The sequence below is a fragment of the Nocardia sp. NPDC004168 genome, from assembly GCF_040610355.1.
GTDB classification, from domain to species: domain Bacteria; phylum Actinomycetota; class Actinomycetes; order Mycobacteriales; family Mycobacteriaceae; genus Nocardia; species Nocardia sichangensis.
In genome coordinates, this window is the sequence record NZ_JBEXME010000045.1 from 1 (window position 1) to 25,910 (window position 25,910).

General features: G+C 64.9%; 21 protein-coding genes and 1 pseudogene. 10 read left to right on the forward strand and 12 right to left on the reverse strand.

Annotated features, from left to right (window positions below):
• The 4 genes from ABZW96_RS35365 to ABZW96_RS35380 all read left to right on the forward strand — a co-directional run.
• Positions 1 to 195: hypothetical protein (locus tag ABZW96_RS35365; RefSeq protein ID WP_355080959.1), on the forward strand; the 195-nt coding region annotated here is incomplete at its 5' end.
• A 561-nt stretch (positions 196 to 756) separates the two neighbouring features.
• Entirely contained in the window at positions 757 to 1,401 is a 645-nt protein-coding gene (locus ABZW96_RS35370; protein ID WP_355080960.1) for a hypothetical protein, read from the forward strand.
• 627 nt (positions 1,402 to 2,028) lie between these two features.
• Positions 2,029 to 4,956: an AAA family ATPase gene (locus ABZW96_RS35375; RefSeq protein ID WP_355080962.1), complete on the forward strand. Its 2,928-nt coding sequence runs from the start codon at positions 2,029 to 2,031 to the stop codon at positions 4,954 to 4,956.
• 542 nt (positions 4,957 to 5,498) lie between these two features.
• Positions 5,499 to 5,825, forward strand: coding sequence for a hypothetical protein (locus ABZW96_RS35380; RefSeq protein ID WP_355080964.1), 327 nt, complete (start codon positions 5,499 to 5,501; stop codon positions 5,823 to 5,825).
• Between the two features lie 550 nt (positions 5,826 to 6,375).
• Here the strand turns inward: ABZW96_RS35380 and ABZW96_RS35385 are convergent.
• From ABZW96_RS35385 to ABZW96_RS35405, 5 genes are all read right to left on the reverse strand, one after another.
• Positions 6,376 to 9,258: an AAA family ATPase gene (locus ABZW96_RS35385; RefSeq protein WP_355080965.1), complete on the reverse strand. Its 2,883-nt coding sequence runs from the start codon at positions 9,256 to 9,258 to the stop codon at positions 6,376 to 6,378.
• A 765-nt stretch (positions 9,259 to 10,023) separates the two neighbouring features.
• A complete protein-coding gene (locus ABZW96_RS35390) occupies positions 10,024 to 11,652 on the reverse strand; it encodes a flavin reductase (RefSeq protein WP_355080967.1) in 1,629 nt (542 codons plus the stop codon).
• Between the two features lie 89 nt (positions 11,653 to 11,741).
• Positions 11,742 to 12,971 carry a styrene monooxygenase/indole monooxygenase family protein gene (locus ABZW96_RS35395; protein ID WP_355080969.1) on the reverse strand — a complete coding sequence of 410 codons (1,230 nt, stop codon included), beginning with the start codon at positions 12,969 to 12,971 and terminating at the stop codon, positions 11,742 to 11,744.
• A gap of 313 nt (positions 12,972 to 13,284) precedes the next feature.
• The gene (locus tag ABZW96_RS35400) at positions 13,285 to 13,551 is read right to left on the reverse strand and encodes a hypothetical protein (RefSeq protein WP_355080971.1); all 267 of its coding nucleotides are present in this window, start codon (positions 13,549 to 13,551) and stop codon (positions 13,285 to 13,287) included.
• A gap of 19 nt (positions 13,552 to 13,570) precedes the next feature.
• Positions 13,571 to 13,732, reverse strand: a complete 162-nt coding sequence (locus tag ABZW96_RS35405) for a hypothetical protein (RefSeq protein WP_355080973.1) — start codon at positions 13,730 to 13,732, stop codon at positions 13,571 to 13,573.
• Positions 13,733 to 14,805: 1,073 nt separating this feature from the next.
• Between ABZW96_RS35405 and ABZW96_RS35410 the strand changes: the two genes are divergently transcribed.
• A complete protein-coding gene (locus ABZW96_RS35410; RefSeq protein WP_355080975.1) occupies positions 14,806 to 15,042 on the forward strand; it encodes a hypothetical protein in 237 nt (78 codons plus the stop codon).
• 110 nt (positions 15,043 to 15,152) lie between these two features.
• Here ABZW96_RS35410 and ABZW96_RS35415 read toward each other — a convergent pair whose 3' ends face one another.
• Positions 15,153 to 15,887, reverse strand: a complete 735-nt coding sequence (locus ABZW96_RS35415; protein ID WP_355080977.1) for a hypothetical protein — start codon at positions 15,885 to 15,887, stop codon at positions 15,153 to 15,155.
• 641 nt (positions 15,888 to 16,528) lie between these two features.
• Between ABZW96_RS35415 and ABZW96_RS35420 the strand changes: the two genes are divergently transcribed.
• Positions 16,529 to 17,074, forward strand: a complete 546-nt coding sequence (locus ABZW96_RS35420) for a hypothetical protein (protein WP_355080979.1) — start codon at positions 16,529 to 16,531, stop codon at positions 17,072 to 17,074.
• A 798-nt stretch (positions 17,075 to 17,872) separates the two neighbouring features.
• The gene (locus ABZW96_RS35425; protein WP_355080981.1) at positions 17,873 to 18,019 is read left to right on the forward strand and encodes a hypothetical protein; all 147 of its coding nucleotides are present in this window, start codon (positions 17,873 to 17,875) and stop codon (positions 18,017 to 18,019) included.
• Positions 18,020 to 18,340: 321 nt separating this feature from the next.
• On the opposite strand, the gene ABZW96_RS35430 is transcribed toward ABZW96_RS35425, so the two are convergent.
• From ABZW96_RS35430 to ABZW96_RS35440, 3 genes and pseudogenes are all read right to left on the reverse strand, one after another.
• Entirely contained in the window at positions 18,341 to 18,583 is a 243-nt protein-coding gene (locus ABZW96_RS35430) for a hypothetical protein (protein WP_355080983.1), read from the reverse strand.
• Positions 18,584 to 18,606: 23 nt separating this feature from the next.
• Positions 18,607 to 18,732, reverse strand: a complete 126-nt coding sequence (locus tag ABZW96_RS35435) for a hypothetical protein (protein ID WP_355080985.1) — start codon at positions 18,730 to 18,732, stop codon at positions 18,607 to 18,609.
• A gap of 732 nt (positions 18,733 to 19,464) precedes the next feature.
• A pseudogene (locus ABZW96_RS35440) lies at positions 19,465 to 20,199 on the reverse strand (transposase).
• Positions 20,200 to 20,325: 126 nt separating this feature from the next.
• Here ABZW96_RS35440 and ABZW96_RS35445 point away from each other — a divergent pair.
• The 3 genes from ABZW96_RS35445 to ABZW96_RS35455 all read left to right on the forward strand — a co-directional run bounded on the left by ABZW96_RS35445 (position 20,326) and on the right by ABZW96_RS35455 (position 23,117).
• Positions 20,326 to 21,888: a patatin-like phospholipase family protein gene (locus ABZW96_RS35445; protein WP_355080987.1), complete on the forward strand. Its 1,563-nt coding sequence runs from the start codon at positions 20,326 to 20,328 to the stop codon at positions 21,886 to 21,888.
• A 336-nt stretch (positions 21,889 to 22,224) separates the two neighbouring features.
• Positions 22,225 to 22,707 (forward strand): hypothetical protein, encoded by a 483-nt coding sequence (locus ABZW96_RS35450; protein WP_355080989.1) that lies wholly within the window; start codon positions 22,225 to 22,227, stop codon positions 22,705 to 22,707.
• A 161-nt stretch (positions 22,708 to 22,868) separates the two neighbouring features.
• Entirely contained in the window at positions 22,869 to 23,117 is a 249-nt protein-coding gene (locus ABZW96_RS35455) for a hypothetical protein (RefSeq protein ID WP_355080990.1), read from the forward strand.
• Between the two features lie 229 nt (positions 23,118 to 23,346).
• On the opposite strand, the gene ABZW96_RS35460 is transcribed toward ABZW96_RS35455, so the two are convergent.
• From ABZW96_RS35460 to ABZW96_RS35470, 3 genes are all read right to left on the reverse strand, one after another.
• Complete coding sequence (locus tag ABZW96_RS35460; protein WP_355080992.1) at positions 23,347 to 23,718, reverse strand: hypothetical protein; 372 nt, start codon at positions 23,716 to 23,718, stop codon at positions 23,347 to 23,349.
• Positions 23,719 to 23,814: 96 nt separating this feature from the next.
• Positions 23,815 to 24,753, reverse strand: coding sequence for a DNA-binding protein WhiA (gene whiA / locus ABZW96_RS35465; RefSeq protein WP_355080994.1), 939 nt, complete (start codon positions 24,751 to 24,753; stop codon positions 23,815 to 23,817).
• Positions 24,754 to 25,724: 971 nt separating this feature from the next.
• Positions 25,725 to 25,910, reverse strand: a 186-nt coding sequence (locus ABZW96_RS35470) for a hypothetical protein (protein WP_355080996.1), incomplete at its 5' end; no start/stop codon positions are given.

The window sequence follows — 25,910 nt, forward strand, 5'->3', positions numbered from 1 at the left end:
GTCAACGGCGAGCTGAAACAGTTCACTCCGGAAATGTCCGACAGCGCGGGTGAATTCGGTCAATTCGCCGGATTCGTCCACCCGAAGGGCATCGAGTTGACCGCGCCGGCGGACGGGGGCGCACCCTCGGCGCCGGGATCGGCCGATCAGTCCACGAACGCGGCAATGCCAGTTGTCGCAGCACCCGCAGGCTGACCGCATGAGCAGACCACGGCAGCCACACAGCCCCGACACGGACAACAAGACAGCGGACAGCAACGCGATGTCCTGACCCAAGGACCACTGCCCGGCTCCGCGACAGGCTCCGGCCAGCCGCCGTAACCTGGATGCGGCCAGAACCCCAATCGGGTCGAGGCCGAACCACACCCCCCCGAATCAACCAAACCAAAGGCCGCGGGTCACTTTCGATGCCAATCGAGCATCGACAACGGCACAATCACCCGGTGATTTGAGGGAATGTTTCCGTCGGCGTGATGTTTTCAGCCTTGCCGCCACTGATTGACGGGGATATCAGGGAAGTGGATACGTGTCATCCGCATGCGCGGCCCCCTTGCCTCGCCCGGGGTTTTCAACGCGATTGTCAATTCCTCTCAGAATTGGGAACACGTACTTCGTTGTTAATGCGGCCGATGCGACTGCATGCTAGTGTCCAGCAGGACACTTCTGCAGGTAGCGATGAGTTCCGGAAGCAGCAAATTCATGAGGCACGTCCACAACCACTCCACGGCATTCACGGACTCGCCTTCCAACCCTTCAATGGACTCGTCGAACCGGTTGTCCGACCAACAGTATGGGCAGCAAACGCCATCGTCGAACTGGGCACTCGACCCTGACATGGTTGCACTGACGCTCAGTTCATTGGTCGATAGATCGGTCGGTCGATCGCGGACCCGCAGCTACCGGTACAGCCGGATTTATGTGGCGACCGCGATCACGTTTGCGATCACAGGAATCGCCATCGGCGCGCTCGCCTCGATGACCATTCCGATCGGCGAAGAAGGCCCCGTCGCCATTCCGATCGAGCAACAGATCCCAGCCTGTGAGGCCCGACAAGCCGGAAGACTGACAGTAGGCAACGGACCAGGTGGTACGACAACCGGACCGGAAGCAATACTCGGATTCGAGTATGCCTACTACGTTGAGCGCACCGCAAAGTCAGCGCTGACCTTCGTGGCACCGGATGCCTTCAACGTCTCAGCGGCGGATCTTCAGCAAGCAATCGATACAGCCATTCCGGTCGGCACCACCCACTGCGTGAACATTGCAGAACGCGAGCCTAATACGTTCGATGTGGACATCAATGAACGGCGCCCGGATGGCGTCAGAGCTATCTACAGGCAGCAAGTTAGTACAATCGTTCGAGATGGCCGTGTCCTGATCTATGAAATAGCTCCCCGGTGACGCATCGACCTCACCGTCCGATCGAATTCCGTAATCGAGGGGCGAAGACACGTTCGGGCCAACCCGGAGGTCTGCGACCCGCTCGGCATCGGTGGCATCCCGACGCATCGGGATTGCGTTTACACATGGTTCGCAGCTGCCGTTCGGTTTGACCGTGCCGCCCGCATGCGCGAAGTCGCGGTGCCGGGTGCTCCATGGGCGAGCGGGCGGTGATGGTGGGTGCAAAGGCAGTGTTGGCGGGGTGGTCGATGCTTCGATCGAGTGCGAGGCCCCTCGTCGCCGCCGAGCGCTAGTGCTGGCCGCACACTGGGCAGCGACTTCCGGAAGGGGTGGCCGTCCATTCCAGGAGGTCGGTTCGGCGATCTCCAGCGACTACCAGCCGTCGAGACATGCTCGGACGCAATCCGACCGGCACGGCCATCGGCAATGGCGACGAGAACAGACCGCGTAGCACACCGATCTACCGCGCCGCAATGGCGTCGTTAGATGACAATATTGTTACGCCAGAGGTTCCGTTTGATTACGAATCTTATGCTGCATGGCAGAGGGGTGACTAGGATTGCGGGCGTGGATGCCGACTATCGACTGGCGGCGTCTGCTGGGTATTGATCTCGTCTGGAGGTCCCGATGGCGGGCATCGGCGCCGAGGGCGCCAGTGGCGTGACTTTGGTTGGCAGGGATTCCGAGCTGCGGTGCCTTGACAAGGTTCTGGCGAATGCCCGGGCGGGTTCGGCGGTTGCCGTGGCCGTGGTCGGTGAGCCAGGAATCGGTAAGACTCGACTGTTGAGCGAGTTGTGCACCCGCGCGGCCGCAACGGGTTTCAATGTGTTTTCAGGACGCGGAACCGAGCTGGAACGAGACGTCCCGTTCGGACTGTTGGTCGATGCCCTCGACGAAGGATTCGGATCACTGGACCCCCGGATCCTCACCGACCTGGGACCCGACCGCACCGCCGAACTCGCCGCAGTACTGCCCTCCCTGTCCGGATACCGCAGACAACTCGCCAGCCGACTGGAAGTCGAACGCTTCGAATTCCACCACGCGATCCGAGCCACCCTCGCCCAACTCACCTCGCGCAAACCCATAGCGCTAACCCTCGATGACGTGCACTGGGCCGATCCGGCATCTACCGAACTGATCAGCTACCTGCTGCGACGCCCTGTATCCGGCATGGCCCTAACCTTGGCCTACCGCCGGGGACGACTGCCCGAACCACTCATGCACACACTCACCCGAACTGCACGCGAACAATCGCTGTGCCAGCTCCAATTGGCACCCCTGACCCTCATCGAAGCCGCGCAAGCCCTCGGCCGACAACCCGACTCCCCCGAACTGCAAACCCTCTACTTCGAAAGCGGCGGCAACCCCTTCTACCTCGAACAACTGGCACGCACCTCCCACACAGTCACCCACCAGCTCACCCACGACATCACCGGCACAGACACCCACACCGGCATCCCCTCGATCCTGCGCAATACCATCACTCACGAACTCGCCACGATCACCACCGATGCCCTCATCACCCTCCAAGCAGGGGCTGTGGCCGGCGACCCCTTCGGCGTCGACCTCGTAACCGCGATCACCGACTTCGACGTCGATCGAGTGCGGAAATCCCTCGATGAGCTCCTGACCGCCGACCTCGTCCGCCCAACCACGACACCAAGCCAATTCCGCTTCCGCCACCCCATCCTCCGCCGAGCCGTCTACGACCAGACGCTGCCCGGCCGCCGATACAGCGCCCACAAAAACGCAGCACAAGCACTTGCCCAACGCGGTGCCCCCATCGGAACACAAGCCCACCACATCGAACTCTCGGCTTCACCCGGCGACGAACAAGCCATCACCACCCTCGCCCAAGCAGCACAAACCATCCTGCCCCGCGCACCTGCAGCAGCAGCCCGATGGTTGCAAACCGCGCTCAGACTCCTCCCACTCACCAGCGGGCCAGAACAGCGACTGCCCCTCCTCATCACTCAAGCCACCGCACTCGCCTCCTGCGGCCAACTCCACCTCAGCCGCACCACGCTCCAACAAGCACTCCAACTCATCCCCACCCACGCCACCGCCGAGCGCGCACGCATCACCACTATGATCGCCCGCGCGGACCACGGACTCGGACACGCCGAAACAGCCCATCACCTCATCCGCACCGCCCTCGACCAGACCCCCGCTGCCAGTCCGGACTCGATCGAACTCGAACTGGAACTCGCCGAAAACCATCTCATGCGCGGCCGGTGGCAAGACGCGATCGATAGCGCTACGCGCGCGCACGCACACGCGGAGGCACTTGGCGACGATGAGTTACTCGTCGTGGCGAAGTCATCACTAGCCGTATGTATCAGCGAGCGAGGCGACGTCATCCGGGCCCAGCAGCTCGTCGAGTCGGTTGTCGAAAGCCTCGACGGAAGCAATCTCACCCGGACGCCCGAGTTGCTGGAAACACTCGCAAACCTGGTTTTCGCCGAAATCTACCTAGGGCTCCTTCCCGCGGCTGCCCGCCATGCCGACCATGGGCTGGCGGTCAGCCGCGCCACCGGGCACGGCCATGCTTTCGGCCGTTTCGCGCTGGGTGCGACTTCATCGAAGATCCTCCTCGGCCGGCTCGGGGAAGCCCGCCGCGAAGCTGATGCAACCCTGGAAGCAGCGCTGTTGCTGGACAATGATCAACTTCGCGTTTCGGCCGAGAGCGTCCGCTGCTGGGTCGAGACGGCTTCGGGCGAACTGCCGACCGCATTGGCAGCCGGGCGCGCCGCGGTGCAGGCCGCCGACCGCAGCCCCAACGGACGCTACGTTTGGATGGCACATGCGTGTTACGGGATGGCGCTCATCGAGGCCGGCGAGTTCGAGCGGGGTCGTCTGGAGCTTCTCCGCGGCGGCGGACCGGCACTCTCCGATATCTCTCCCGCGGCACGCCCGTTCTGGTTACAAGCGCTTGTCACAGCCGAGTTGGCTGTCGGCCGGACCGAAGCAGCCGAGGTAGCCACACAGCGCATCGAAGAAGCGGCGAAGAGCTTGCCATCCCGTGTAGGGCACGCTCACCATGCTCGGGCATTGATGTTCGCCGCACGAGGCGATTTCGAGGCCGCTGCCGCATCGGCTCGAATGGCAGGTGAGTGCTTCGACGCCATCGGAACACGTGTCTGGGCGGCCAGCGCACGTCTCGAGGCGGGGCGAGCTCTGGCAAGGACGGGCGATCTCGCTATGGCGGTCCGCGAACTCGAACTGGCCTACGGCGTCCTGCGGGAGACCGGAGCCCGACGTCTCGCCGATGATGCCGCCAGCGAACTGCGAACTCTGGGGAGACGCGTCCGGCGAAGTACCCATGCCGTTGATCACCTCGGCGCTGCGGATCTGACCGAGCGCGAACGCGAGATCGCGGATCGCGTCGCACAGGGATACACCAACCGCGAAATCGCAACAGACTTGTTTATCAGCCCGAAAACCGTCGAGAAGCATCTCTCACGAGTGTTCACCAAGATCGGAACCTCCTCACGGGCTGGCGTCGCAGCGGCGATGCACGGCATCCGAAGCGCCGACGGAAAGGACAAAACCTGAACACGCCGACATCGTCGCCACAACCCTGTTGTTCCGGTCCTCGCGAGCGCTGAAGGGAGACTCCGCTGAACCGTCGCAGTCCATGAGCTGGAACTCGCGTAAAGGCATACTTGAGGGTATAGGAACTTCAGAAGCGACCGTAGTTCCGCGACGCGGCCCTTGATCGCGCCGACGCTGACGCGTGGGCTTTCGGCGAGCAAGAACGCGACGATGTCGGTGCCGGTCAGCTCACCGATCCCGCGGGCGGATGCCTCGCGCAGGAAACCGACGGGCCAGCTTCTCGTAGCGAACGATCATGGTGGCAGCCATAGCGCGGTCGGTCACCAACCAGTCGCAGTACTCGGCAAGGATCGAATCCAACGGGTCGCCACTGATCGGCGGATCCGTCAGTAGCCCTTGCGATTTCAAGGACTCTCGCAGTGATGCGCCTCTGACAGAATGGGTTTCGATGCGTTGGACACTTCTCAGTGTTGGCGGCCAACTACCCTTATCAGGGCAGGACTGAACTGGCTACCTGATCCAGGGGGATGAAAATGCCCAGTTTGGAAGAAAGAATCGCGGGTGTCATCGCAGTGCTGGAACGGTTCGATCGCACAGCCCCGGTGGTGGTCGTCGACGAGATCGACCGGCGTGTTGAGGATCTGAAGTACGAAGTGCGCACCAGTGTCGCCGACGACCAGCAGCGCCGCCACACGCTGCTGGACCAGATCAGCCAGGCCCGCGAGCTCGTCGCCGCGGCTCGGGAGCGCGGCGAACGAGCTCTCGACATCGCCATGGCCACGCTGCGACGGGAGCTGCACGACGCCGAGCACCCGAGGATCACCAGCCCGCAGAAACGACGCCGAGCCCAGCCAGGAACCCCACGATGACCTTGGGAGAGTTGCATCCGGACCCGGCCGATGCTGCTGACGGTAGAACGGGCACCTCGACGACACCTCATGGGTCGGGCACAACGAACACGAGCAGGTAAGTGACACTGGCACAAAGACTCTCGGTGGCGACGGCGATGGTCGCCGAGTTCGAAGCGAACCTGAAGCACCTGCGCACACGCGAACGCATGGCCAAGGCCCGCGTGAAAGGCCGAGACTTAAAGGCAAACAGCCAAAACTGCCTCTCACCACACAGAAAACGATCCATCGCCGCTATCACGACCCGACAAGGACGCGAGCCTGGCCGACCTCACCGTGGAATACAGCGTCGACCGCTCCACCATCCACCGCATCGTCAGCGGTCGCACAACACGGATGTAGACCCACCCGAATTGCCACAGAAAAATGCTATCTATCAACCGACTACGATTAATTCGACCGATTCTCGGCGAACGCTACCGGGTCCCTACATCCGATCCACAGCGAGTCGAATACTGGCAGAAGAATGCAGGGACGACTCATGTACCGGCAACCCGGATGCAGGTTGTCGTCAGAATCCAGTGAGACGGTTCATCGCGGTGGCCACACCAGCGCGGGACGAGACGCCCAGCTTGGCAAAAATCCGTGCGAGATGCTTCTCGACGGTCTTAGGGCTGACGAACAACTCCGCGGCGATTTCGCGGTTGGTGTAGCCCAGCACCACTCGATCGGCGATATTTCGTTCGCGCTCTGTCAGTGTGTCCGGATCGGCCGACTGGTCAATGCCCAGCCTTCGCGATACTCGCTTCCCAAGAGCTCGCAGCTCCTGCGCCGCCTCGCCGGCGAGCCGCGCGGCTCCTGCTTCCCACAAAGTACTGTGCGCCAGTTCGAATTCGCGGACCGCTGATTCGAGATCGCCGGTCCGTGCGAGAGCACGGCCCACCTCGAGCCGGGCGCGGGAGGCCCACACTCGCATGTCCGTCGCTTCGAAGCACTCGCAAGCCCTGGTGGCCGCCAGGGCCGCCGCCCGGAAGTCGCCGGAAACAGCGTTCACGCGCGCCCGGGCATAGTGCGCATGCCCGGCACGGGACGGTCCATGGGCGGCATCGCCCTCGATTCGGCGAGTCACCGCCGATGCTGCCTCGATCCCGCCAGCGGCCAGTTCGACGGTGACGAGCGCCTGCAGGAAGTACGGGCGGGCAGCGGGCGGCATGTCGCGCAATTCGAGCCCGCCGGTAGCCAGAATTGCTTCACGACCTCGCTCGTACTCGCCGGTCTCGATGAGGGCCTCTCCATAACTCGCACGCGCCAGCCACCCGTATCGCACGCCAGGTGTTCGATCGACCGCTTCCACCGCGCTGCGGCCGGCGACCAATGCCGCCGGCAAGTTGCCGCTCGAGATCTCGATCCAGCAGCGAATACCTTCCGCCGCTGCACGCATCTGATCGTTGTCCAGCAACTGTGCTACTTCAACAGCGGATTCTGCCGTGCTGGACGCTTCGCGCAGTTGTCCGAGCATGAGTTTCGCCGCGGCCTCGGCGACCAAGAACCGGGCGACCAGCCAGCCCTGACCGGTAGCGCGGCTGATCTCCAGTCCACGTTCGGCGTGCTGGCGCGCTGCACGGAAGCAATCGAGATTGAGCTCTGAATCAGTCAGGTTCGCCAGCGGCCAGAGCAGCTCGGGAGCCACGGTGGCGTCGCTCGCATCCAGGTCGTCGGCAACAATATTCGCGAGATCGCGTGCCCTGGTTGCGTCGCCGCGGTGGGCGAGCGACAAGACCAAAAGGGATCTCGCCGAGGTCAGCACCGTCGGCTCACCAAGCGCTTCCGCCTGTTCCTGGGCTCGCGCGGCGAGAGCGATGGCTCGGTCCCACTGCCGCCGCATGAGGCAATTCTCGGCAAGCGCCAGCTCCAGAGTTACCGCGTCCGCGCAGCCAGGCTGCACGACGTCCATTGCCCGGACAATGAGCTGGCAAGCCTCCTCTGCTCGTCCGAGCCCATGGTCGGTGCGAGCGATCATGCTGATGATCTGCACCCAGTCACCGAGCGAGTCTTTCGGAACCAACTCCGAAGCCTGTTCCAGCGCCAGCCGACTTTCGTGCAGACGCCCGGCGGAGGCCAGCGAGTTCGCACGTGCGACTGCCAACTGGAGGCGCCGCTCCTCCACACCGGTCCTCGGCAAAAGGCGCAAGGCGGCCTCGAACCAGCCTGCGGCCGCCGCAGGGGCACGCGATGCGGCGGCCAGCCCAGCTTCCATCAGGAGCATGACAGCTTCATCGTCACCGGCGATCGCCGAGTGCTCGACGTGATGGGCTCTCGCACCCAGATGAGCCCCGCGCCGGGCGAGGGCATGAGCCGCCTGTTTGTGAGCGAGCAAACGCCAGCCAGGCGCCGTCTCGTCGTAGACCACTCGACGCACGATCGGGTGCCTGAAGCGGAACAGTCCTGGCACAGTAGTCGAACGAATCAGGTCAGATGCGACGAGATCGTCGATGTAAAGCAGCACCGACGTCTCGTCAGCCTCCGCAATCGCGGCGACGAGATCGACATCGAACGGGTCACCGGCTACTGCCCCGGCCCGAAGTACCGCGAGCGCATCGGCCTTCAATCCGGTCAGCTCATCGAGGACAGCCGTACGCAGGGAAGTGGGTATATCGGTCTCGTGCTGCTTTTCGTGGGGAGCGCGGCGCGTCGACAGCGGCTGAGCGAACCGCGCCGTTCGTGCCAGTTGCTCGAGGAAGAAGGGGTTCCCCCCGCTCTCGGCGTACAGCGACTTGACAATCGAAGACGACCTTCGCACCCCCAGTGCCTCGGCCGCCTCGGCCATCGTGAAAGGCTCCGGATCGAGTGCGCAAAGTTTACCCTCACGGGCAGCGAACGCTATGGCGTCGAGGAGCGGGCGTGGCGTTTGCCGGGGACGGTATGCGAGCGCCAGCACCATGCCCGGGACCAAACGCCGCAGCAAGTAGCCGATAAGTTCCGCGGAAGCAGGGTCCGCCCAGTGCGCATCATCGAGCGCCAGTAGCTGCGGACCGGAGGCCACGAGCCGTTCGAACGTCGCCCGCACCGCGCGATAGAACTCGAAACGCTCTATCCCCAGGCTGCTCACTCGGTCCTCGCCGCGGCCAGCCAACGAAGGCAGCACCGCAGCGAGTTCAGCCAACCGTTGTGGACCGATATCGACGAGCACGGCATGGTCGAGCGCCGCGAATCGCTTGTCGAGAGCCTCGACGACCATGCCGAATGGGACCTCTCGTTCCAACTCGGATCCCCGGCCTGTCCACACCTCGAAATCCGCCGCGGTCGCCCGCCCGGACAGTTCACTCAGCAGCCGCGTCTTGCCGATTCCGGGTTCACCCAGCACAACCACAGCCCGTGCCGCACCGGACCGGGCATCGGCCAAAGCGCCCTCGATACTCCTCACCTCGGCAGCCCTGCCGACCAATGTCGTCATGGCTCGTTACTGTGAGAGTTCTTCAGCACCATCACGCCTCCAACCGAGTCCACGGCGACTTCTGGTAGCGACCGGTCGGAATCTCCATCCGCAATGCTAGCCTTGAACCTCCCGCCGCTGCCAGGGATTCCGATCACTCGCGTGACCTGAACAGACACCGGCCTCCATGGATGTCGCGGGTCGTATCGGCTCGGACATCTCCTAGCGGCCACAAGTCACCGTCTTACGCGGGTAAGCGGCACCTACCCGAGGACACTACTCCCGAGATTGAGAACGCTACTTCCCGCGCTGAGGAGCAGTAACAGGATCGATAAGATTTCCATTTGGAGCCTTCTTCCTTTTGGACCCGCCGCGATTCCCTTGGACAAGCCGAGCGATACGACACCGGCTACTCGACCTTTTAAGTGCCCGAGCCTCCGGTAGCGGCCACCCGCCATCGGCAGCGCCGACAAAATATATCCGACTTCTCCGGATCGGACTTCTTACACTTCCCAGTCCCGGCGATGGAAACTCGCGACGCTGTGCGCCAGAGTCCACGCACCCGCCGACGCCGCTGCCTGATAACTTGCCTGACGATATGACCGCAAATTTAACGACCAGCCTGTTACTCGGACGCGCAGTCACTCCCGCCTTCGGAAGCTACTGGTCACAGCACTAGGGAGCCGCCGCACGATGGGGCCGTCGAGTTCGCACCGAACGCATCGATACAGCTTGATTTCGGTCATGTCGCCCCTTCCTCAAATCTAGGCCGCTGTCGGCTGGAGTTCAGGTGAAGTCCGGATGTTGGGTGGCCACCCAATACGCGCCGGAATGGAAGACCAGCGGAGCACCTACCGTCGTATCGAACTTTTCGACCTCACCTATGAAGATCACATGGTCGCCCGCATCGACACGCTGAGCGGTCCGGCACTGAAATCGGGCGATGGTGCGGTCCAGGAGCGGGATTCCAGCTATTCCGTCGTGGTGCGAAACACCCGCGAACTTGTCAGCGGCCGGGGTTGCGAACTGACGTGACAACTGGTGCTGGTCGGCAGCGAGAACGTTTACCGCGAAATAGTTCGCTGCCGTGAAGTCAGGCAAGCTCGCTGCCTTCCTGGCCGGGCACCAGGCAATCAGAGGAGGGTCCAACGACACAGAGGTGAACGAATTCGCCGTCACCCCGACCTTCCGTCCGTCCGGCGCGCGGGTCGTCACCACCGTGACTCCAGTCGCGTATTGACCGAGGGCATTTCGCAAGGTCCGCACATCCATGGCGTCGTTCGCGGATCGCGCTGCGTCGAGCATGCGGTCTGCGTCCGCGCGGTCGAACCACCAGTCGTGCACTGTGCTCGGATCGGCGAAGCCCGCGGCGAACAGAGCGGCGACCCCGGGTTCGTGTGCAGCCGACCTAACCAGATCGAGGACGTGTTCGGGAAGCCCGTCCAGAACTCGATTGGTCCAAGACACCGACCAGCGTCCCCAGCTGCGCCAGAACGCTTCGAACGTCTCGTGCATCCACTCGGTATCGAATGTCTTCGGGCCGCGCTGAAGCACCGCGTCCAGATAGACCCCCGCGGCCTGTACCGCGTTGTTGGCCCCCTGCGCTGTCAGCGGATCGTTGAGCACCACTGCATCGGCTATGCCCAAGACCGGACGTCCGGACGCAGTGAACGCGACCGGCCGGCGCACTGTCGGGGTGACCCGACCGCGCAGAACTGCACCCTCGTCGGTCAGCTCGATGCCACGAGCGCGGGCTGCAACGTCGGGGAACAGCTCATCCAGGATCTCCAGGCAGCGGCGGAGATGATTCTCAGGAGTCCGTATCTCGTCGAAACGATCCATCGGCCCCCCAGGAACGCCTTCGAACACCAGGATCGAGCAGGGACCAGTCGTTGTGAGGGCGGGTAGTGTAATGAGCTCCCCTACCCCGCGGACCGCGCGGACAGAGAGCTCCGCGCCGGATTCGTCGGGCTGCAACCCGTGCACATACGCGACGGCCAGTGCCCGTTTCGGGCGGTCGAAAGGCGAGCGAACCCGATCGCGAATGAACATCCGACCGAGATCGCCCGCGCCGGTGGCCACAATCGTGAGATCGTGGTCGGCGGCGATCGCATCGAGACGCTCTGGCCCGACATCCTCAACCACGAAGGTTCCGGATTCGGCAACAAAGGAGTCGATCAGCGCCGCGCACGCCAGCCGCTGGTCGACCGACCGCGCCGGATCATCCAGCGCCGACACGACCGTACCCACCCCATCGATGGTCAAAGCCAGGCTGCGGATCTCCGGAGCCCCAGTATCCTCGGCGGTCTCGACCATCCGGTTCATCACCCGCAGGGCCGGGCCGAATAGGCACTGGCTCGACAGGACATTCCCGGCTCGGACTTCCTCGGAGGTCCGGTCGCCGATCAAGGTCACGTCACATCCGTGGCGCCGCAGTCCGAGCGCAAGTAGTGCTCCGGCCTGACCGGCTCCGACGACCGCGATCCTGTAAGAGTTCCGAGTGTTCATGCGACTGTGACGAGCTCGTTCAGATATGCCTGGGCACTGGTGTGGTCCATGAACCAGAGGAAGAAATCACGCGGATCGTCGAAGCCATTCACGAAGCGGCGGGCGATGCGCGGGTTCGACCCCGCACCGACGATGAGCTCCAGGACGTGCTGCGGCGGTGGGCCGAGCAGAATGTTTGTCCAGTTCACCACGTACCGCGCGTAATCCCAGTAACGTTCGAAGGTCTCATGCATGAAGCGTTCATCGAACGGGCGGTCGGCGTGCTCGAGAATGCTCGACAGGTATGATGCCGCGCACTTGCTGGCGTTGTTCGATCCCTGCCCTGTAATAGGATCGTTGAGAACGACGACGTCCGCCATGCCCAGTACAGCCGCACCCGACGGCAGCACGCCGACAGGGCGGCGCACCGTCGGGGGGAAGCGGCCTGTGAGCACACCGAGGTCGTCGGTCAGTTGTATGTCTCGACAACGCTCGGCCTCCCACGGCACGTGTTCGGCGACCGCGCGCTTGGTGACCTCGAGATGCTGCTGCGGATCGGTGACTCCACTGAAGCAATCCATCGGTCCGCCGGGCACGCCTTCCAACAACATGATCTCGCAGGGACCTGTGGTCGTCAGCGCGGGGAAGACAATCAGTTCACCGACGCCGGGGACCAGATTGAGCGAGATTGCGGGAGCGAGCGTCCGCGGCGTCATACCGGTCACGTAGGTAAGCGCGAGCGCGCGCTGAGGAGTCGCGAAGAACGATCGTTCGGCGTCGCGTTCGAAGAGATTCGCGATACCGCCCTTACCTGCTGCGACGAGGACTAAATCGGATTCTCGGCGGTAACCCTCCAGGTCATCGACACTCGCGTCCCGAATCTCTAATTCCCCTCCATACCGGACGAATTCAGCGATCCACCGCGGTATCTTCAACCGCTGGTCGACCGATTGCGCGGGTAGGTCCAAGCGGGATGCCCAGGACATCACTTTTCCGCCATTTCCGTCTGCCGCGGTGAATGACATCTCACGGATATCCGGGCATTGCTGCGACCAGAAGTCGATACCGCGATCGTGCTCGCGGGCAAGCGCCGCACCGAACATGCACTGACTGGAACTGATACGGCCATTGTAGATTTCCTCCGGAGTACGGTTGGAAACTATTCTGACTTGGTACCCGGCATCCAGAAGGCCGATGCCAAGTTGCAATCCAGACTGGCCGGCACCTACGATCGTGATGGAGCGCACTATTGTCCTTTCGAATCCGCAGCGAAAACCCTATTGGGGATATCGTTGCCAACGGTTAGGTCCATAACGGCGGAGCTCCCGCATTGCAGCCGACGTCAGAACTGATGAGCTATCCGCCGTACCGTTCAGGCCCCGCTCATTTCCGGTTCAGGACAAATACCTGCCCACAGCGAGGGCCTGAGCCACCGGCTCAAGGCCAGTAGATCTTGATTGGTCAGATCTCTCTCCCGATTTCTACATCCGCGATGGCAGCCGTTTCTGTATTCGGGCCTGCTATACATTCGGGTGCTACATATCGGACAATTCCACGCGGTCATCGACGAGTCCACTGATCTTGCGCGAGACTCTCGTGGAGCAGGACGGCTTCCCGAGCCTTGCCCGGCTGCGGAACCTTTTGACAAGGCCCACCATCATGAACCAGGTAGGTCTGCTTCGCCCATTCGTATGCGTACAGCGCGCGCCGCAACCAGTGCGAGGGACAATCTTGATAGTCGTCTCCCGGATGCGGGTCGTCCATCATCAGAGCCTCCATAGCGGCATAGAATCCCGCCTTGTCGACCTCGATGTGCAAAAGATCCATGATCTTTCCTTATCTGTATTTACGAAGTCCCTCCAGCGACAACAGCAAAGGCAATGCCCAATAACGTGCCGACGACCAGCCAGCGCATATCATGTAGCCAAACCGTTGCGAGGACGCTTCCGGTGACACCGACGAGCATGTTCATCCCGATCAGGAGAACGATGAGTTTCCGTACCATCATCAAGTCTCCTCGAGGACATCCTTCGCCCACGTTGTGCCGCGAGCACGCCCGCGGAACTCACGGTCGTACCGGCGCCCGCGAAGACCGCCTCGAATGCGCAAACACGTCCGACGATTGAACGAAGCGTTCGACCGAGACACAGACCTGCGGTGCGAGTCCATGTGAATCACGCTGCTAGCACGCCTTGAGGCCGATGCGGGCGCACGTGAAACGTCGAGCACAGGAGGAATGCGCGTGAGAAGCTTGACATGATGCATGGAACGTCTCGTTTCGGGAAACATCGTTGGCGTCCATTCGATCCTCGCGGGACATCGAGGTCGGTTGCTATGGGGGAAACGCCTACGATGCCCTGCGCGCGCCACGGTGCGGCGAATCAGAGCCTTTTCGTATGTCGAGCGTCCACCTATGGGGTTCCACGAAACAGCCGCCATGAAATGGCTTAGCCAAGGAATCTCTTCCGCCGACGCCGAACCGTCGGCGGCTCCGGTCCCCGCAGCATCCGCTGCCGTTGGCATGCCGACGCCGCCGACAGTTGCGCGACGACCTCAATTGACGCGTTATGCCCAATCCCCCACCCTGCCACTGACGTCGTCATCGGCGACGGCGCGACCGGGCAGCCCGACCGCTGCTGGTACCGGCGCGTCGAGTGGGCGGTGGCGCAGTGGCTGTCGGCAAACGGGCCCGAGCCCCGAGTGCGCATGTGGCGAGCACGGCGGATCGCTGCGGGCGTGCCCTTGAGCACTTCCTGGACTGATCATTGCCCGAATGGGCGTGGCACCCCTGCACCTGCTGTTTGGGCCACCCTCCGCATTGCCTCAGGTGCTGAACGGGTCCGTGGGCAGCGCCTATCGCGGCGACTCCGCGGTGTCGTCGGTGCTGGTGACCGCCGGTGTCTGTGGACGCGGCTCTGCTGGGGTCGGTCGGACACGCTCAAGCCGTTCGGTCGCCGCGACGGCCGCTGAGGGTGGCGGCGGTGGTGTGGGGCCGCGAGCGGCACGGGCGGCGGCGATCAGCTGCCGACCCAGCTTGGGACTGGTCTCGAACAACTCAGCGACGTCCTCCTCAGAGCCACCATGATCACCGATGACGGCAGCGGCCTCGGCCTGGTCGGCGCGGTAGCGGGCGATCTCGCTCCCGGCGCGCTCCTCGAGGTCGCTGATCTGCTGCCGCAGCGCGGCGATGTTCTGATCGCGCCGGGTTTCACAGGCGGTGATCGCTGCCCAATCGGTGAGGTAGCGCTTGACCGCCTCCTGGATCGCACGCTCTTTCTGGCGTGCCAGTTCTCGACGCCGTTTGCTGCGAGCACGTGAGCGTTCCAATCGTGCCGCGACTTCCGGGGATCGAGCTGTGCGAGGGGACCGCGGTGAGCGACGCGACGACATGGCCGGCCTCCTGAATCTCTTCGGGCCCACCTGCTGATTTACATCCGGATGACCTCGCTCGGCGCCTGGCAGCGGCGAAAGCGTGTCTGCCCGCCTTGGAAGATCAGGCGTTGTACGACGTTATTGGCCAGCGCGAGCTGGAAGCCGAGCAAGGTCTCCGCCGGTGGATGCGAGCGCACGAACGCCGGAATCGTCGACGGGACTTTCGTCGCGGTCTGGTATCGCAGAACCGCGGCCGACGCACCGAGGAGCGGATTCGGGCAAGTGAGCAGCGGGAGATGCGTTGGCATGCGCGAGCGAGTGCGGAGCGTCGTCGTGCCATTAGCTGTTGCGTTGGAGGGCATGCTCCACCGTCGCGCGACCTGGTCGTCGTTGCGGCTGCGCGCGGTCATCGTTGTTGGACTGGTGTGGTCTGGCGTCAACGTTGGACGCAATCTCGTACCGGAAGGTGGGCCGACAGGGGTGTCGTGGTGGCTGCTGTGGCTGCTGTCGTTCGGGATTGAGGCGATGATTTCGGTGCCGATCCTCGAAGTGATGGCACAGGCCGCCACCGCCGCGCGGCTAGGAATCACGATCGAACGCCGCAGGATCCTGCTCTTCGAGGCATGCCTGTTGACCGCAACCGTCGGCCTCAACAGCGGGCCACACGTCGCAGAACGAAGTTTCGGTCGCGCAGCCGAGTATGCGGTGGCACCGGTGATGGTCGTCGTACTGATGTGGCTGCATGCCTGGGTAGCCGCACGATACGCACGACTCATCAACACGATCAGCAACACCGATGACTACCCGACCCGAACCGCAGGCCACGCCGCCGACTCCCACGGCACCGACCTGACCGGTCGCGTCCAAGGCGCAGGAGATCATCTCGGGCCGATCAGGACCCAGACCACCACCTCTCGCGCAGAGAGACCCGGCTGGGCGGCAGCCGCCGAATCGGCATCGACTTCGCTTGAACGCCCCACTGACCACCAGCCGGTCCCGCAGGAAGTGCACGCACCGAAGCGGGTACTGGTCGATGTGTCCGAACCTGATAAATGCCGTCGCGTCGCCCGCGAGCTGGTGCGCGGCAGATTGACACAGAAGCACCGCGACTGGCTCTCCGCCTGCCGGTGGACCCAGCTCACCGTCCCCGAATTCCTGTCCGTCGCGCACAAGCAAAAAGACACGGGGGGCACACCCCGGCTCCGGTCGGCGGCGCGTCTGCAGCAGCGGTGGCTGGCGACCGCGACGGTGTGGGTGCACGCGCAGTGGCCGCGGTCCCCGCGGCGGTGGACGGTGCTTGCGGTGCTGCAAGCCTTGGCATGGGCTTCCGCAGTCGGAGGGCAGGTCGCGCGCGGGGTGCCCGTCGTCGAGTTCGGTGGCCGCTCATTGTCACTGGCTGCTGGTGGCCTGCCCGAAATCCACCGTGTGGGGCGTGCTGCGGGAACTCCGCGATATACCCGACGCACCGATCCTCCGTACCCGCACCGGCCGCCGCCTCACAGCCGACCGCTACGCCCTGGTCACGCGCCATCAAGGGCACCGTCCCGTCTGCCCCGACCGCACCCAGATCGACCGCGCGCGGGTCGAACCCGTTCATCCAGCCTGGACCGTCCTGGGCCTGCACTGCCGCCGCCTGCACGATCTCATTACCCACAATGGGCTGACCTCTGCCGCCGACTTTTTCGCCGCAGCCCGCATCAGTTCCAGCGCCGGATACAACGCGTTGGCCGTCCTCACCACCGCCGGATTGATCAGCCACACCCGCGGGCATCTACAGCCCGGACCCACAAGCCTCGATGACGTCGCTCACGCGCACGGCCTTCAGCAGTTGCGCAGCCACCGACTCGCTCGTCACGAGCGACACCGGGCAGCATGGAAGCACTGGCTCATCCACCGCGAGGAGTCAGTTCACCCGCGGGTTGGAGAGATTCACACCGCTCCTGTTCGGCCGCCTCAGGTCGGCGCAGCACCTCGGTAACAGCAAGCCGGGAAAGGACACGACCCCAACCCCATCACCAGCACCGAGGCCACGAATTCTCGACCGAGGATCGGCCGCGCGGGCGGATGTTCTTCCCTTACCTACTCCCGTGCCGCCGCGCAACTTCCGCCTGCGACACCGGACAGGTCTGCGCGCGATGTGCGCGCCGCGCCCGAATCGGGGAAGCGCGAGCACGGCGGAAGCGTCGAGCGGTCAGCTCAGCGGGCGCGTTTCTCGGGCAGCACCATTGGTGAAGGCGCACGCACGACGCCCGCTGACGCTTACCGGCCCGGCGTAGTCGAGATCTACGTGGAGTCATCCGACACCCCGACTGCTGGCGGGCGCTGGCTGATCGCGGACGACTCGAGCGCGCATTGGCCGGCGTCGGGAAGGCATTCATCTACGACAAACGACACCCCGACCCGCACCCGCGCAGTCCTGACCGCCCGCGACGCCTCGCAAGCCGCCGAAGCAACCCGCAACGAACAGGCCCTCGACTGAAGCACAGCCTCCTGGCGCGAACGAGCGCTCAACGCCGAGTCCGTCGCCCAGTCGCTACGCCGGGCGATCCAGGAACGGGAAGCCCGCATCAGCGACCTCACAGGAGAGCTAGTCATCCTGGCTCGTCATATCACCTATACCCATCTCGATAACCGTGCGACGTCAACCCGAAGTGGCACCGGTGTGACGGATTGAGTTGGCACTGGCTTGGGCCCATGCCTGCGTGAGACGCCCGAGGCGGTCGGCGTATCGGGCGCCGTGCGTCGCACACACCGAGGATAAGGTCGAGAGTGGCGCGTGGCTGTGGCGCGAGGCGAGTCGATCACCGAGATCGCCAAGAAGACCGGCATCCCGCAGACCCCACCGCACCCGGCTACCTCGTGGCGCCTGCGGGGTCGTCCGGCACCGTGGTCGGTGTCGGTGATGGATGCCGCGGCCCCATGATCCCGATACCTCCCAGCAAAGGGACCCAACGGCCAATTGTGGTCAGGTAATTTCCGTGTCGCTCAACGCGGGATGGAGGCAGGCCGGAACGGTGCGGCACCGGCGGGATTCAGGAATATCTCAATACCGGTCGGTAGAATTTCGGGAAGTTTCGCCCCGTGTACGGACTGCCATCGGTCGACCTCGATTCCGGTCTTCTGCAGTTCCGCGGTAGCAACAACTACACAAGGGATTCCGTCAGGACTGGTAACGATCAGTGGCCTGCCCTGCTCGTCACAGCCGATCGTTACGACGGAGTCGCGGACCATCGCGGCCAACTCGTCACCGAACAGCCCCCTGCGCCACGTGCGATCCGCCGCAGGACGGCATCGCCGCGATTTCGCTCTGCTGTGCGCAACTGCTCCACCGGTCGCCGGGGATGGTGATCGTCCTTCTTGATGTAGGAAGCCACAGCGAGGCCCGTTCCAGCGACATCGACAGCTCGGCGGCGAGCTCAACCAGGGTCAGCATCGCGGTGGTGCTATCGAGTTCGTCCGGATCGGTGAGGATTCTATCGAGCACCATGCCGCTGAAGGCTCGTTGTCGGGTCAGTCCGGTCGAGGCAGCCAGCTCAACGCCCACCGCGGTCCACGCATGCCGTCGGCCATGCGGATCGCGATCCCCGGGGAGATGGCACGGGCGATCCGCAAGGGGCCGATGATCAGATCGTTCATGCGTCCCGGCCACAATCTCCCGCTACTCCACGTGGGTCGCTGTTCGCACCGCCGGCGACTCGCTCGGGGCGCTGTCGTCATCGTGGAGGTGAGTCCTCCGCTGGGCTTCGGTTTCGGCTGTGGTGAGCTGGTCGATGGTGGGTTGCAGCCGCTGCAGACCAGCATCGACGTCATAGCCGTAGTTGTCGCCGGATGGCACGTAGCCATCATTGATTCTTCTCCGGCAGCGCCAATTTCGGTATCCCGGCCTGCGTACCGGCGACCGAGCGGCGTGGAAGGCATCCTGTTCATGCCCGCACCAGCATCGGCCGGAACCAACTGCCGACTGAACTGTTCGGAGCCTCCGACGCGACCTACTGGCGGCGTCCTGGGCGGCACAGATGAGGATCTGGACCATAAGGCAACCGCGTTCGTGTCGAGAAACCGGACGAGACCGCTGCCCTGAGTTCAACGCAACTTGATGCCGTACTCGATCGATGACTACTGACAGGGTCGACCAGCCGCCGGACGAGTGCGTCGACGGTTTCCTCGCGCCCGCAACCCTGTATCGATGAGTCGATTTCGGCGTGTTCTCTCCCGCCCTCCCTGCGGTTTGCGGCAGAGTTGCCGGAGACCGGTTGTAATCCTGAACAGGCCGCCCACTCGAGTCGGGAGATGGCGCCGGCCCTCCTGGGCCTAAGGGATGTCCCGTAAGTCTGGGTCGGTGCCGACGACTGGTCCGGCGGTCAGGGATCAGTAGGCGTGGGCGAGGTTGGCCAAGGTCGCTACCCCGGCCATCGCGACACCCACCCCTTCACCGCGTAAGCGGCAGTCGCGCAGAATCTTCCAGGTCTTCATCCGGGCGAAAGCATGCTCGACACGGGTACGGACCTTGCGGTGGGATTTGTTGTGGGCTTGCTTCCATCCCAGCAGCTCGACACCCGGTGAGCGGCGGTGCGGGATGATCACGCCGGTGCCCTGGTAGCCGCCATCGGCGATCACCACCGCGTTGCGGCAGGCGTGGGCGGCACCGGACTCGGTCCAGGCTCGGCAGGCGTTGCGGTTGCCCGGCAACGGTTTTCCGAGCGCGACGACGAGTTCGGTGTCGGCGTCGATCACGACCTGATGGTTGGTCGAGTACCGGTAGTTCTTGCTCTGGGCGGCGACCTTGTGATCACGGGTCGGGACCAGGGTTCCGTCCACGATCAACACCGCGCCACGCGGGAACCGGGCCCGAGGCCGCAGCGCCAACGCCGGTCCGAGATCCTCGATCACCCGGGCCGCGGCCGACTTCTAGACCCCGAACACAGCTGCGAGTTGACGCATCGTCAGGTTGGTCCGCCAGTAGGTAGCCACCAGCAACACCCGGTCCTCGAAACACAACCCCCAGGGCCGACCCCGCAACGGCCGATCAGCCCGCTCGCGCCGCAACTGCGTAATCAAACGCGCGAACGTGCGTGGCCGCAGCCCGGAGAACAACTCCACCATCACCGGATCAGACGCCGAGATCACCACCGGCGACACGATACCCGTTGCCACTCAACGACTTACGGGACATCCCTTAGGTGAGACCGGTGAAGGAACTCACTTCAACTGCGTGAAGGAACTTCACTGATGAACAAATGGTCTGACACCCCGCCCCGCCGGGTGAGCATCGTGGTCGCGGGCGCAGGAGCCCGCGGCGGCTATGAGGCCGGAGTGCTATCGGTGCTGGTGCCGCGCCTATACCGCGCCGGCGTGGAATCGGTGCGGTTCCTCGGTACGAGCGCTGGTGCCATCAACGCGACGATCTTCGCCGCCCTGGCGCATTTGCCGCCGGACGACCAAGCACAACAGGCACTGCAGGTGTGGCGCGACATCACCGTCGGCGACGTGTTCCGGTCCCCGACCATCGCATTCCCTCGCCTCGCCGGCCGCGCCACCGGCCAGTTGCTGCGCATACCGGGAGCGGCACTGACCCATCTGCTCGACACCGCTCCGCTGTACCGCACGGCCCGGACCGTCATCGATTGGGATCAGCTACGCAGCAACATCGCCCAGAAACGTACCGCGCTCGCGGTGGTCGCGACATCCGGCGCGGACAACCGCAGCGTCGTGTTCGTCGACCACGCCGACGCCGCGCCGCTGCCACCATCCGACGATGAACGGCCGATCGATTACGTGTCCGCCGCTATCACGGCCGAGCATGTGCTCGCGTCGGCGGCGATTCCGATCGTGTTCCCACCGGTGCGCATCAGCGACCCGCCACCGTGGGCCGGGTGGTATCTGGACGGCGGGGTACGACTCAACGCACCGCTGAAACCCGCGATCGCGCTGGGCACCGACGCGATCGCCGTCGTGGCGACCCACCCCGTCGTCGACGTCGACGCCGCCGCGTCGGCACCCGGCAACGACCCGCCGCCGGATGTGGACGACGTCATCGTGCGGCTGATGGACGCCGCTCTGGTCGATCGGATGATCGAGGATTTGCGCACGCTCGCGAAAGTCAACACGCTGGTCGACACCACCGAGCCCGCCACCACGACCGGGCGAGCACGACAGGTCATCCCCTTCCTTGCCATCACCCCACCAGCGCGAGCGACCCTCGGCACCCTCGCCGAAGAAGTATTCGCCACCCAACGCCACCGGCGCTGCGGCATCGTGCCCACACTGCGTCAAGCAGAGTTACGGCTGCTGGGCCGGATAGGGCCCCGATGCAGCGTCCGAGAACGTGCGCGGACATCGTTTCAGCGCTCACGGCCCCCTCCTGGCGAGCCGATCAGTGGTGGGCTCGGATCGTCGCGGCCGGACCCTGGATCCGGCATCCGCGCCGCTCACCCGAATTCGGTGTCCGCACGCGTGACTCGTCTGCGGCTATTCGCCCGTGGCATGCGTCGGTGTCCCGCTGAGCCGGGTAACGACCCGGGTGTGGCCGTGGGGGAACGCGACGGGGATCGGGTCGCCTGGCCGGGAGGCCTGGATGACACCGAGGTGGGTGGTCAGACCTGGCAGATCGGTGAGGCGGGCTTGCCCGCGCGGGGTGCCGACGAGCAGCACTTCGACCTCGCAACCGGTGACGATGCCAGCCGGTTGGGACCGGTCCAGAGCGACAACGACCGTGGTGACCGGTCCGAGCCCCGCATGCAGATACACCGGTCCGGCAGCGGCGATGCCAGATCTCGGCTTGCATCGCGGTGACCAGACCGCTCGTACCCGCGCGCGGGCCGCGTGCGCGCTGCCCGGCACGTCGATCGAGTCTTTCCTCGCCCCTGGACATGAATGATCATCCTCGCAGCTCGGGCACCGGACCGTCCGCAGACACGCCTACCCAGGGGGTGAGTAGAGCTGGTCACGCCGCCGTATACGGCCAGCGACCACAGCGCCCACCGCCTGTGGAAGCGACACCGCACAATGGTGGTCGCGGTCGGCGGAACCCGATGATCTGGGTTCCGCCGGGTTCAGCGTGGCCGGTTCGTTCCGGACCTGTAGCCGAACGGGGGTCCATGTTCGCCCCGATGCTGATAGTTTGCGGCTATGGCAGGTAGGCATCGGAAAGGGCGTGATCACGACCCGGCGGACTCCACCGCACTCGCCGGGCCGCAGCCGGGTGACCCGCGCGGGCCCGGCTCCGGCGGTGGGTTTACGCAGCGGGCGTTGGCGGCGCAGCCGCTGATCCCGGCGTGGATCGCGTGGCTGCTCGAGCACTCGGGTGAGCCGTTGGCGCGGCTGGAGTATCAGATGCATTACCCGCTGGATCACACCAGCGACCCCGACCGGCGCACCGACGAGGAGACGGTGATCATCCGCCGCGCCTGCCACGCCGAACTCGCCGCCCGCTCGGTGCAGCGCGCCCACCGCTTCTACCGCGACCAGCCGGGCGTGCTCTACGCCCACACTCCTGCTCTGCCGGACGACATCGAGTTCTACACCGCGCTGGAAGCCGGGCGTGAATGGAGCGGTCACTGGTATTCCCGCGACCCCATCGAAGCGTGGGAGTCCACCCGCACACCAGCCTGACCAGCCGCCAACCCGCGTGCGGGCGGCATCCAGGAAACAACTGTCGGACCCCCGCCAAGACAACGCCCCACCTCGTGAGGAGGGCACGTGCCACCGCCAACAATCCGCGAGGGAAAGGGCACACCGGGATGGACGATCGTGTCGCTGTCCGGATTACGGCCGTGCGCGATGCACGAATCTCGTTCCGCGCCAAAGGCGTATTGGTGTTTCTGCTGGGAGCGGGCCGCGGTGAAGACCTCACCCTCGAGTCGATCGCCGCCGCAGGCACCGAGGACCCCACCGCGGTTGCCGAAGCGCTACAGGAACTCATCGAATCCGGGTATCTGGCCCGCGAACGCCAGGTCGGCGGCGAACTCGGCGAATCGGCATGGACCATCACCGACACCCCCGACCAACCCGAAACCCCCTGACATCGACGCCCGAGGCCCCTCCATAAGAGGCTCTGTCGAATCTTCACGACAGAGCCGACGAAGATGCAGCCCCCGCACGACCAGGCGCAATGATGCAGTTGGTGATGACGTGCTCGACAAGGGCCTGGCCCGGACCGGGCCGACCGTCATCGAGGGTGTCACCAGCGATACCGCGGTAGCGGCAGTTCCCACACACCGATGCCGACCCGGCGTGCTGGGCGACTGCTGTTCATTCGGGGAAGTCGAGCCCGGCGATCAAGTCGAAGAACTGCTGGTCGACGACGCCCCAAACCTCGACCTCGATCCCGTCGATGACTCCCCGGTACTCGATGGTCCCGCCCGTGGATGGTGGCACGACGCGGGACAACCCGAGCAGTTGTGCCCATGCCTGCACGATCTCCGTAACCTGGGCTTCGCTGTAGTCCCGGCCGGCGGTGGTGCCGGAGACCGCGAGCGCATCGGTGTCGTCGGGGGCGAACAGCTCCCAGCTCAGCGGTGCACACCCCGCCCGCTGCCCGACCTTGTTCACCACCGCCTCGACACCCAACGCGATCATCCGGCCGAAACCCTGACCACCGGCCGCATCACGCCACGACGTCACCGCCCCACCTCCTGTCCACATCGAGGGATGCCGACCCGGGCCGCAGCAACCTACCGACAGTGAGACTTCGCTGAACGATAACCACTGCCGTGATGGTCAGGATGTTTCGGTCGTGTCGGATTGCGTCGTGTGACGCTCTGCCAGGGCGATCAGCCGCCGCAGCCGCCCGGCGACGGTGTCCTTCGACAGCGGTGGGGTGGCCAGCCTCCCCAACGCGCCCATCCCCGCCTGCGGATGTTGCAGGCGCAGTTCGGCGATGGCCACCAGGTGGTCGGGAACCCGGTCGCCGAGCACCCCGAGCGCCGCCCGCACGGCAGCGACCTGGATGACGGCGGCCTGCTGGGCGCGGCCGGCGTTGGCGGCGGTGAGCTTCCCCGTCGCGGAGTAAGCGCGGCTGCGGCGCCGGTCGTCCCAGCGCACGCGCATCCGCTGCGCCGCCCTGGGTGCGCCGATCGCGGCCAGCGCCGTGGCGACCGCGTCGATCCCGGCCACGGTGACCTGCTCGGCGCCGGTTCGCTCGTGGTGACGCACCCCGGCGACGGCCCCTACCCGCCGCAGTGCCCCGGCGACAGCCAACGCGACCGCCAGGGTGGGACAGGTGATCTGCAGTCGCGGCACCGGTCCGGTCAGATGAATCGTCCCCGTGGCCAGGAACCCCGCCCGTGCGATCGCCGCGGCGTCCTGGTCGAGGCGGGCGATCACCTCCGGCGGCAGCCCCTGCACCCGACGCCCACCCCCACGGGGGTCGAGCAGTCCCAACCGAATCCGCACGCCGGTCGCCTCCGCCACCCGCACCTGCCACCGCGGCCGCGCCCGCGGCTCGATCACCGCCACCCGCCCCGGCGTCTTCAGTTGCGTACCCAGCAGCGTGCACACGCGCCAGGCCGCGGCCCGGGAACCGAACGCGAGCACACCGTCGCCGGTCGCGAACCGCACCAGCGTGACCAGCTCGACACGATCGGTGTGGTCGTCTCGCGGTGCCGCACCCAACTCTAGGGCCGCTATATCGGTTACCGATCGGAAATCGTCATCCACACCCCTCACCGTGCCAGCACACCCCCACCAGCCCCGTCACCAGGCGCGGCGCGTCGGGCGCCACACATCTCGCGGCCGCAGTGCAACAGCAACCGACGAGTGATGACCCGACGATCCGGAATGACGATTAGGCGGTCACCGACACCGGGATCCACGGGTGCCGTTGTATGCGTTGGTTTGTGTCGCTCGTTCGCCGGTTGCGCGGGAGGCCACGACGAGGAGCGTGCTCAGTGGCCGTTGTTGCCAGACGTGGGCAGTGCAACCCGGCGGCCGAACCGCAGTGAGCGCCTACGCTGCACCCGAGCGGTCTGCCAGCGAGGCGCCGACGCGCTCGAAACGTTCCCGGACCGGCCCAAGAAAGCCCTGGCGACGGCCGGGAGAAAGTGAGTCCGAAGTGAATTTCCTGTCGATTCTGTCGCTGTTGCTCAGCGCCGGAAGCAGCGTCCTGTCCCTCGGCAGCAGCGGGCTCTGACTGTAACCGACGATCCGACCCTGCTGGCGCGGCGCCCTGCGGACCGGCCCATGGTCCGCAGGGCGTTCACGACCACCAGGGTTGCCGGACTGATGAAGCCTGCCGCAATGCCGGGTCAGCGACTCGCGGGCGACCGCCGAGCCGTTCACCTCGCCCCTGGGGTGGGCACTGCTCGCGCTGGCCCAGCATCGAGAAGCCCGGGTTGATGTGTGGCCGAACGGCTCGACGCCTTGGACTCAGCCCCGCACAGCTTGGTTAAGGGCCGCCCGGCCACCAAAGACGTGAACACCTCGCCGCACTGAGCGATACGAGCGGGCCGCACCTGCCAGGTCCGTGCCTGTCCTTCGGCCGCACGTAGCCGTGGTTCGACGAGAGGCCCGGGGAATCCGAACGGGTGTTATCCCGACTGTGCCCGGCCTGCTCGACTCTGTCTCAACACGTGTTCACAGTCCCTCAGGATTCGGGCACCGACGCCACGGGCGATCGCTGGGAGTTTAGGTTATGGGCGGGTCACCTCGGTGGCGTGGAGGTTGCGCAGGGCGCCGTCTCCGGCTTCGTGCTGGGAGGGGTAGAGCAGTTGCACGGCGACAGTCAGGGGTGTTCCGGGTTCGATGGTGTGGTTCTCATCCGGTGTGGTGATGACGACTGATCCGTCGGTGCCGTCCTTGATCACCTGGTACCACTG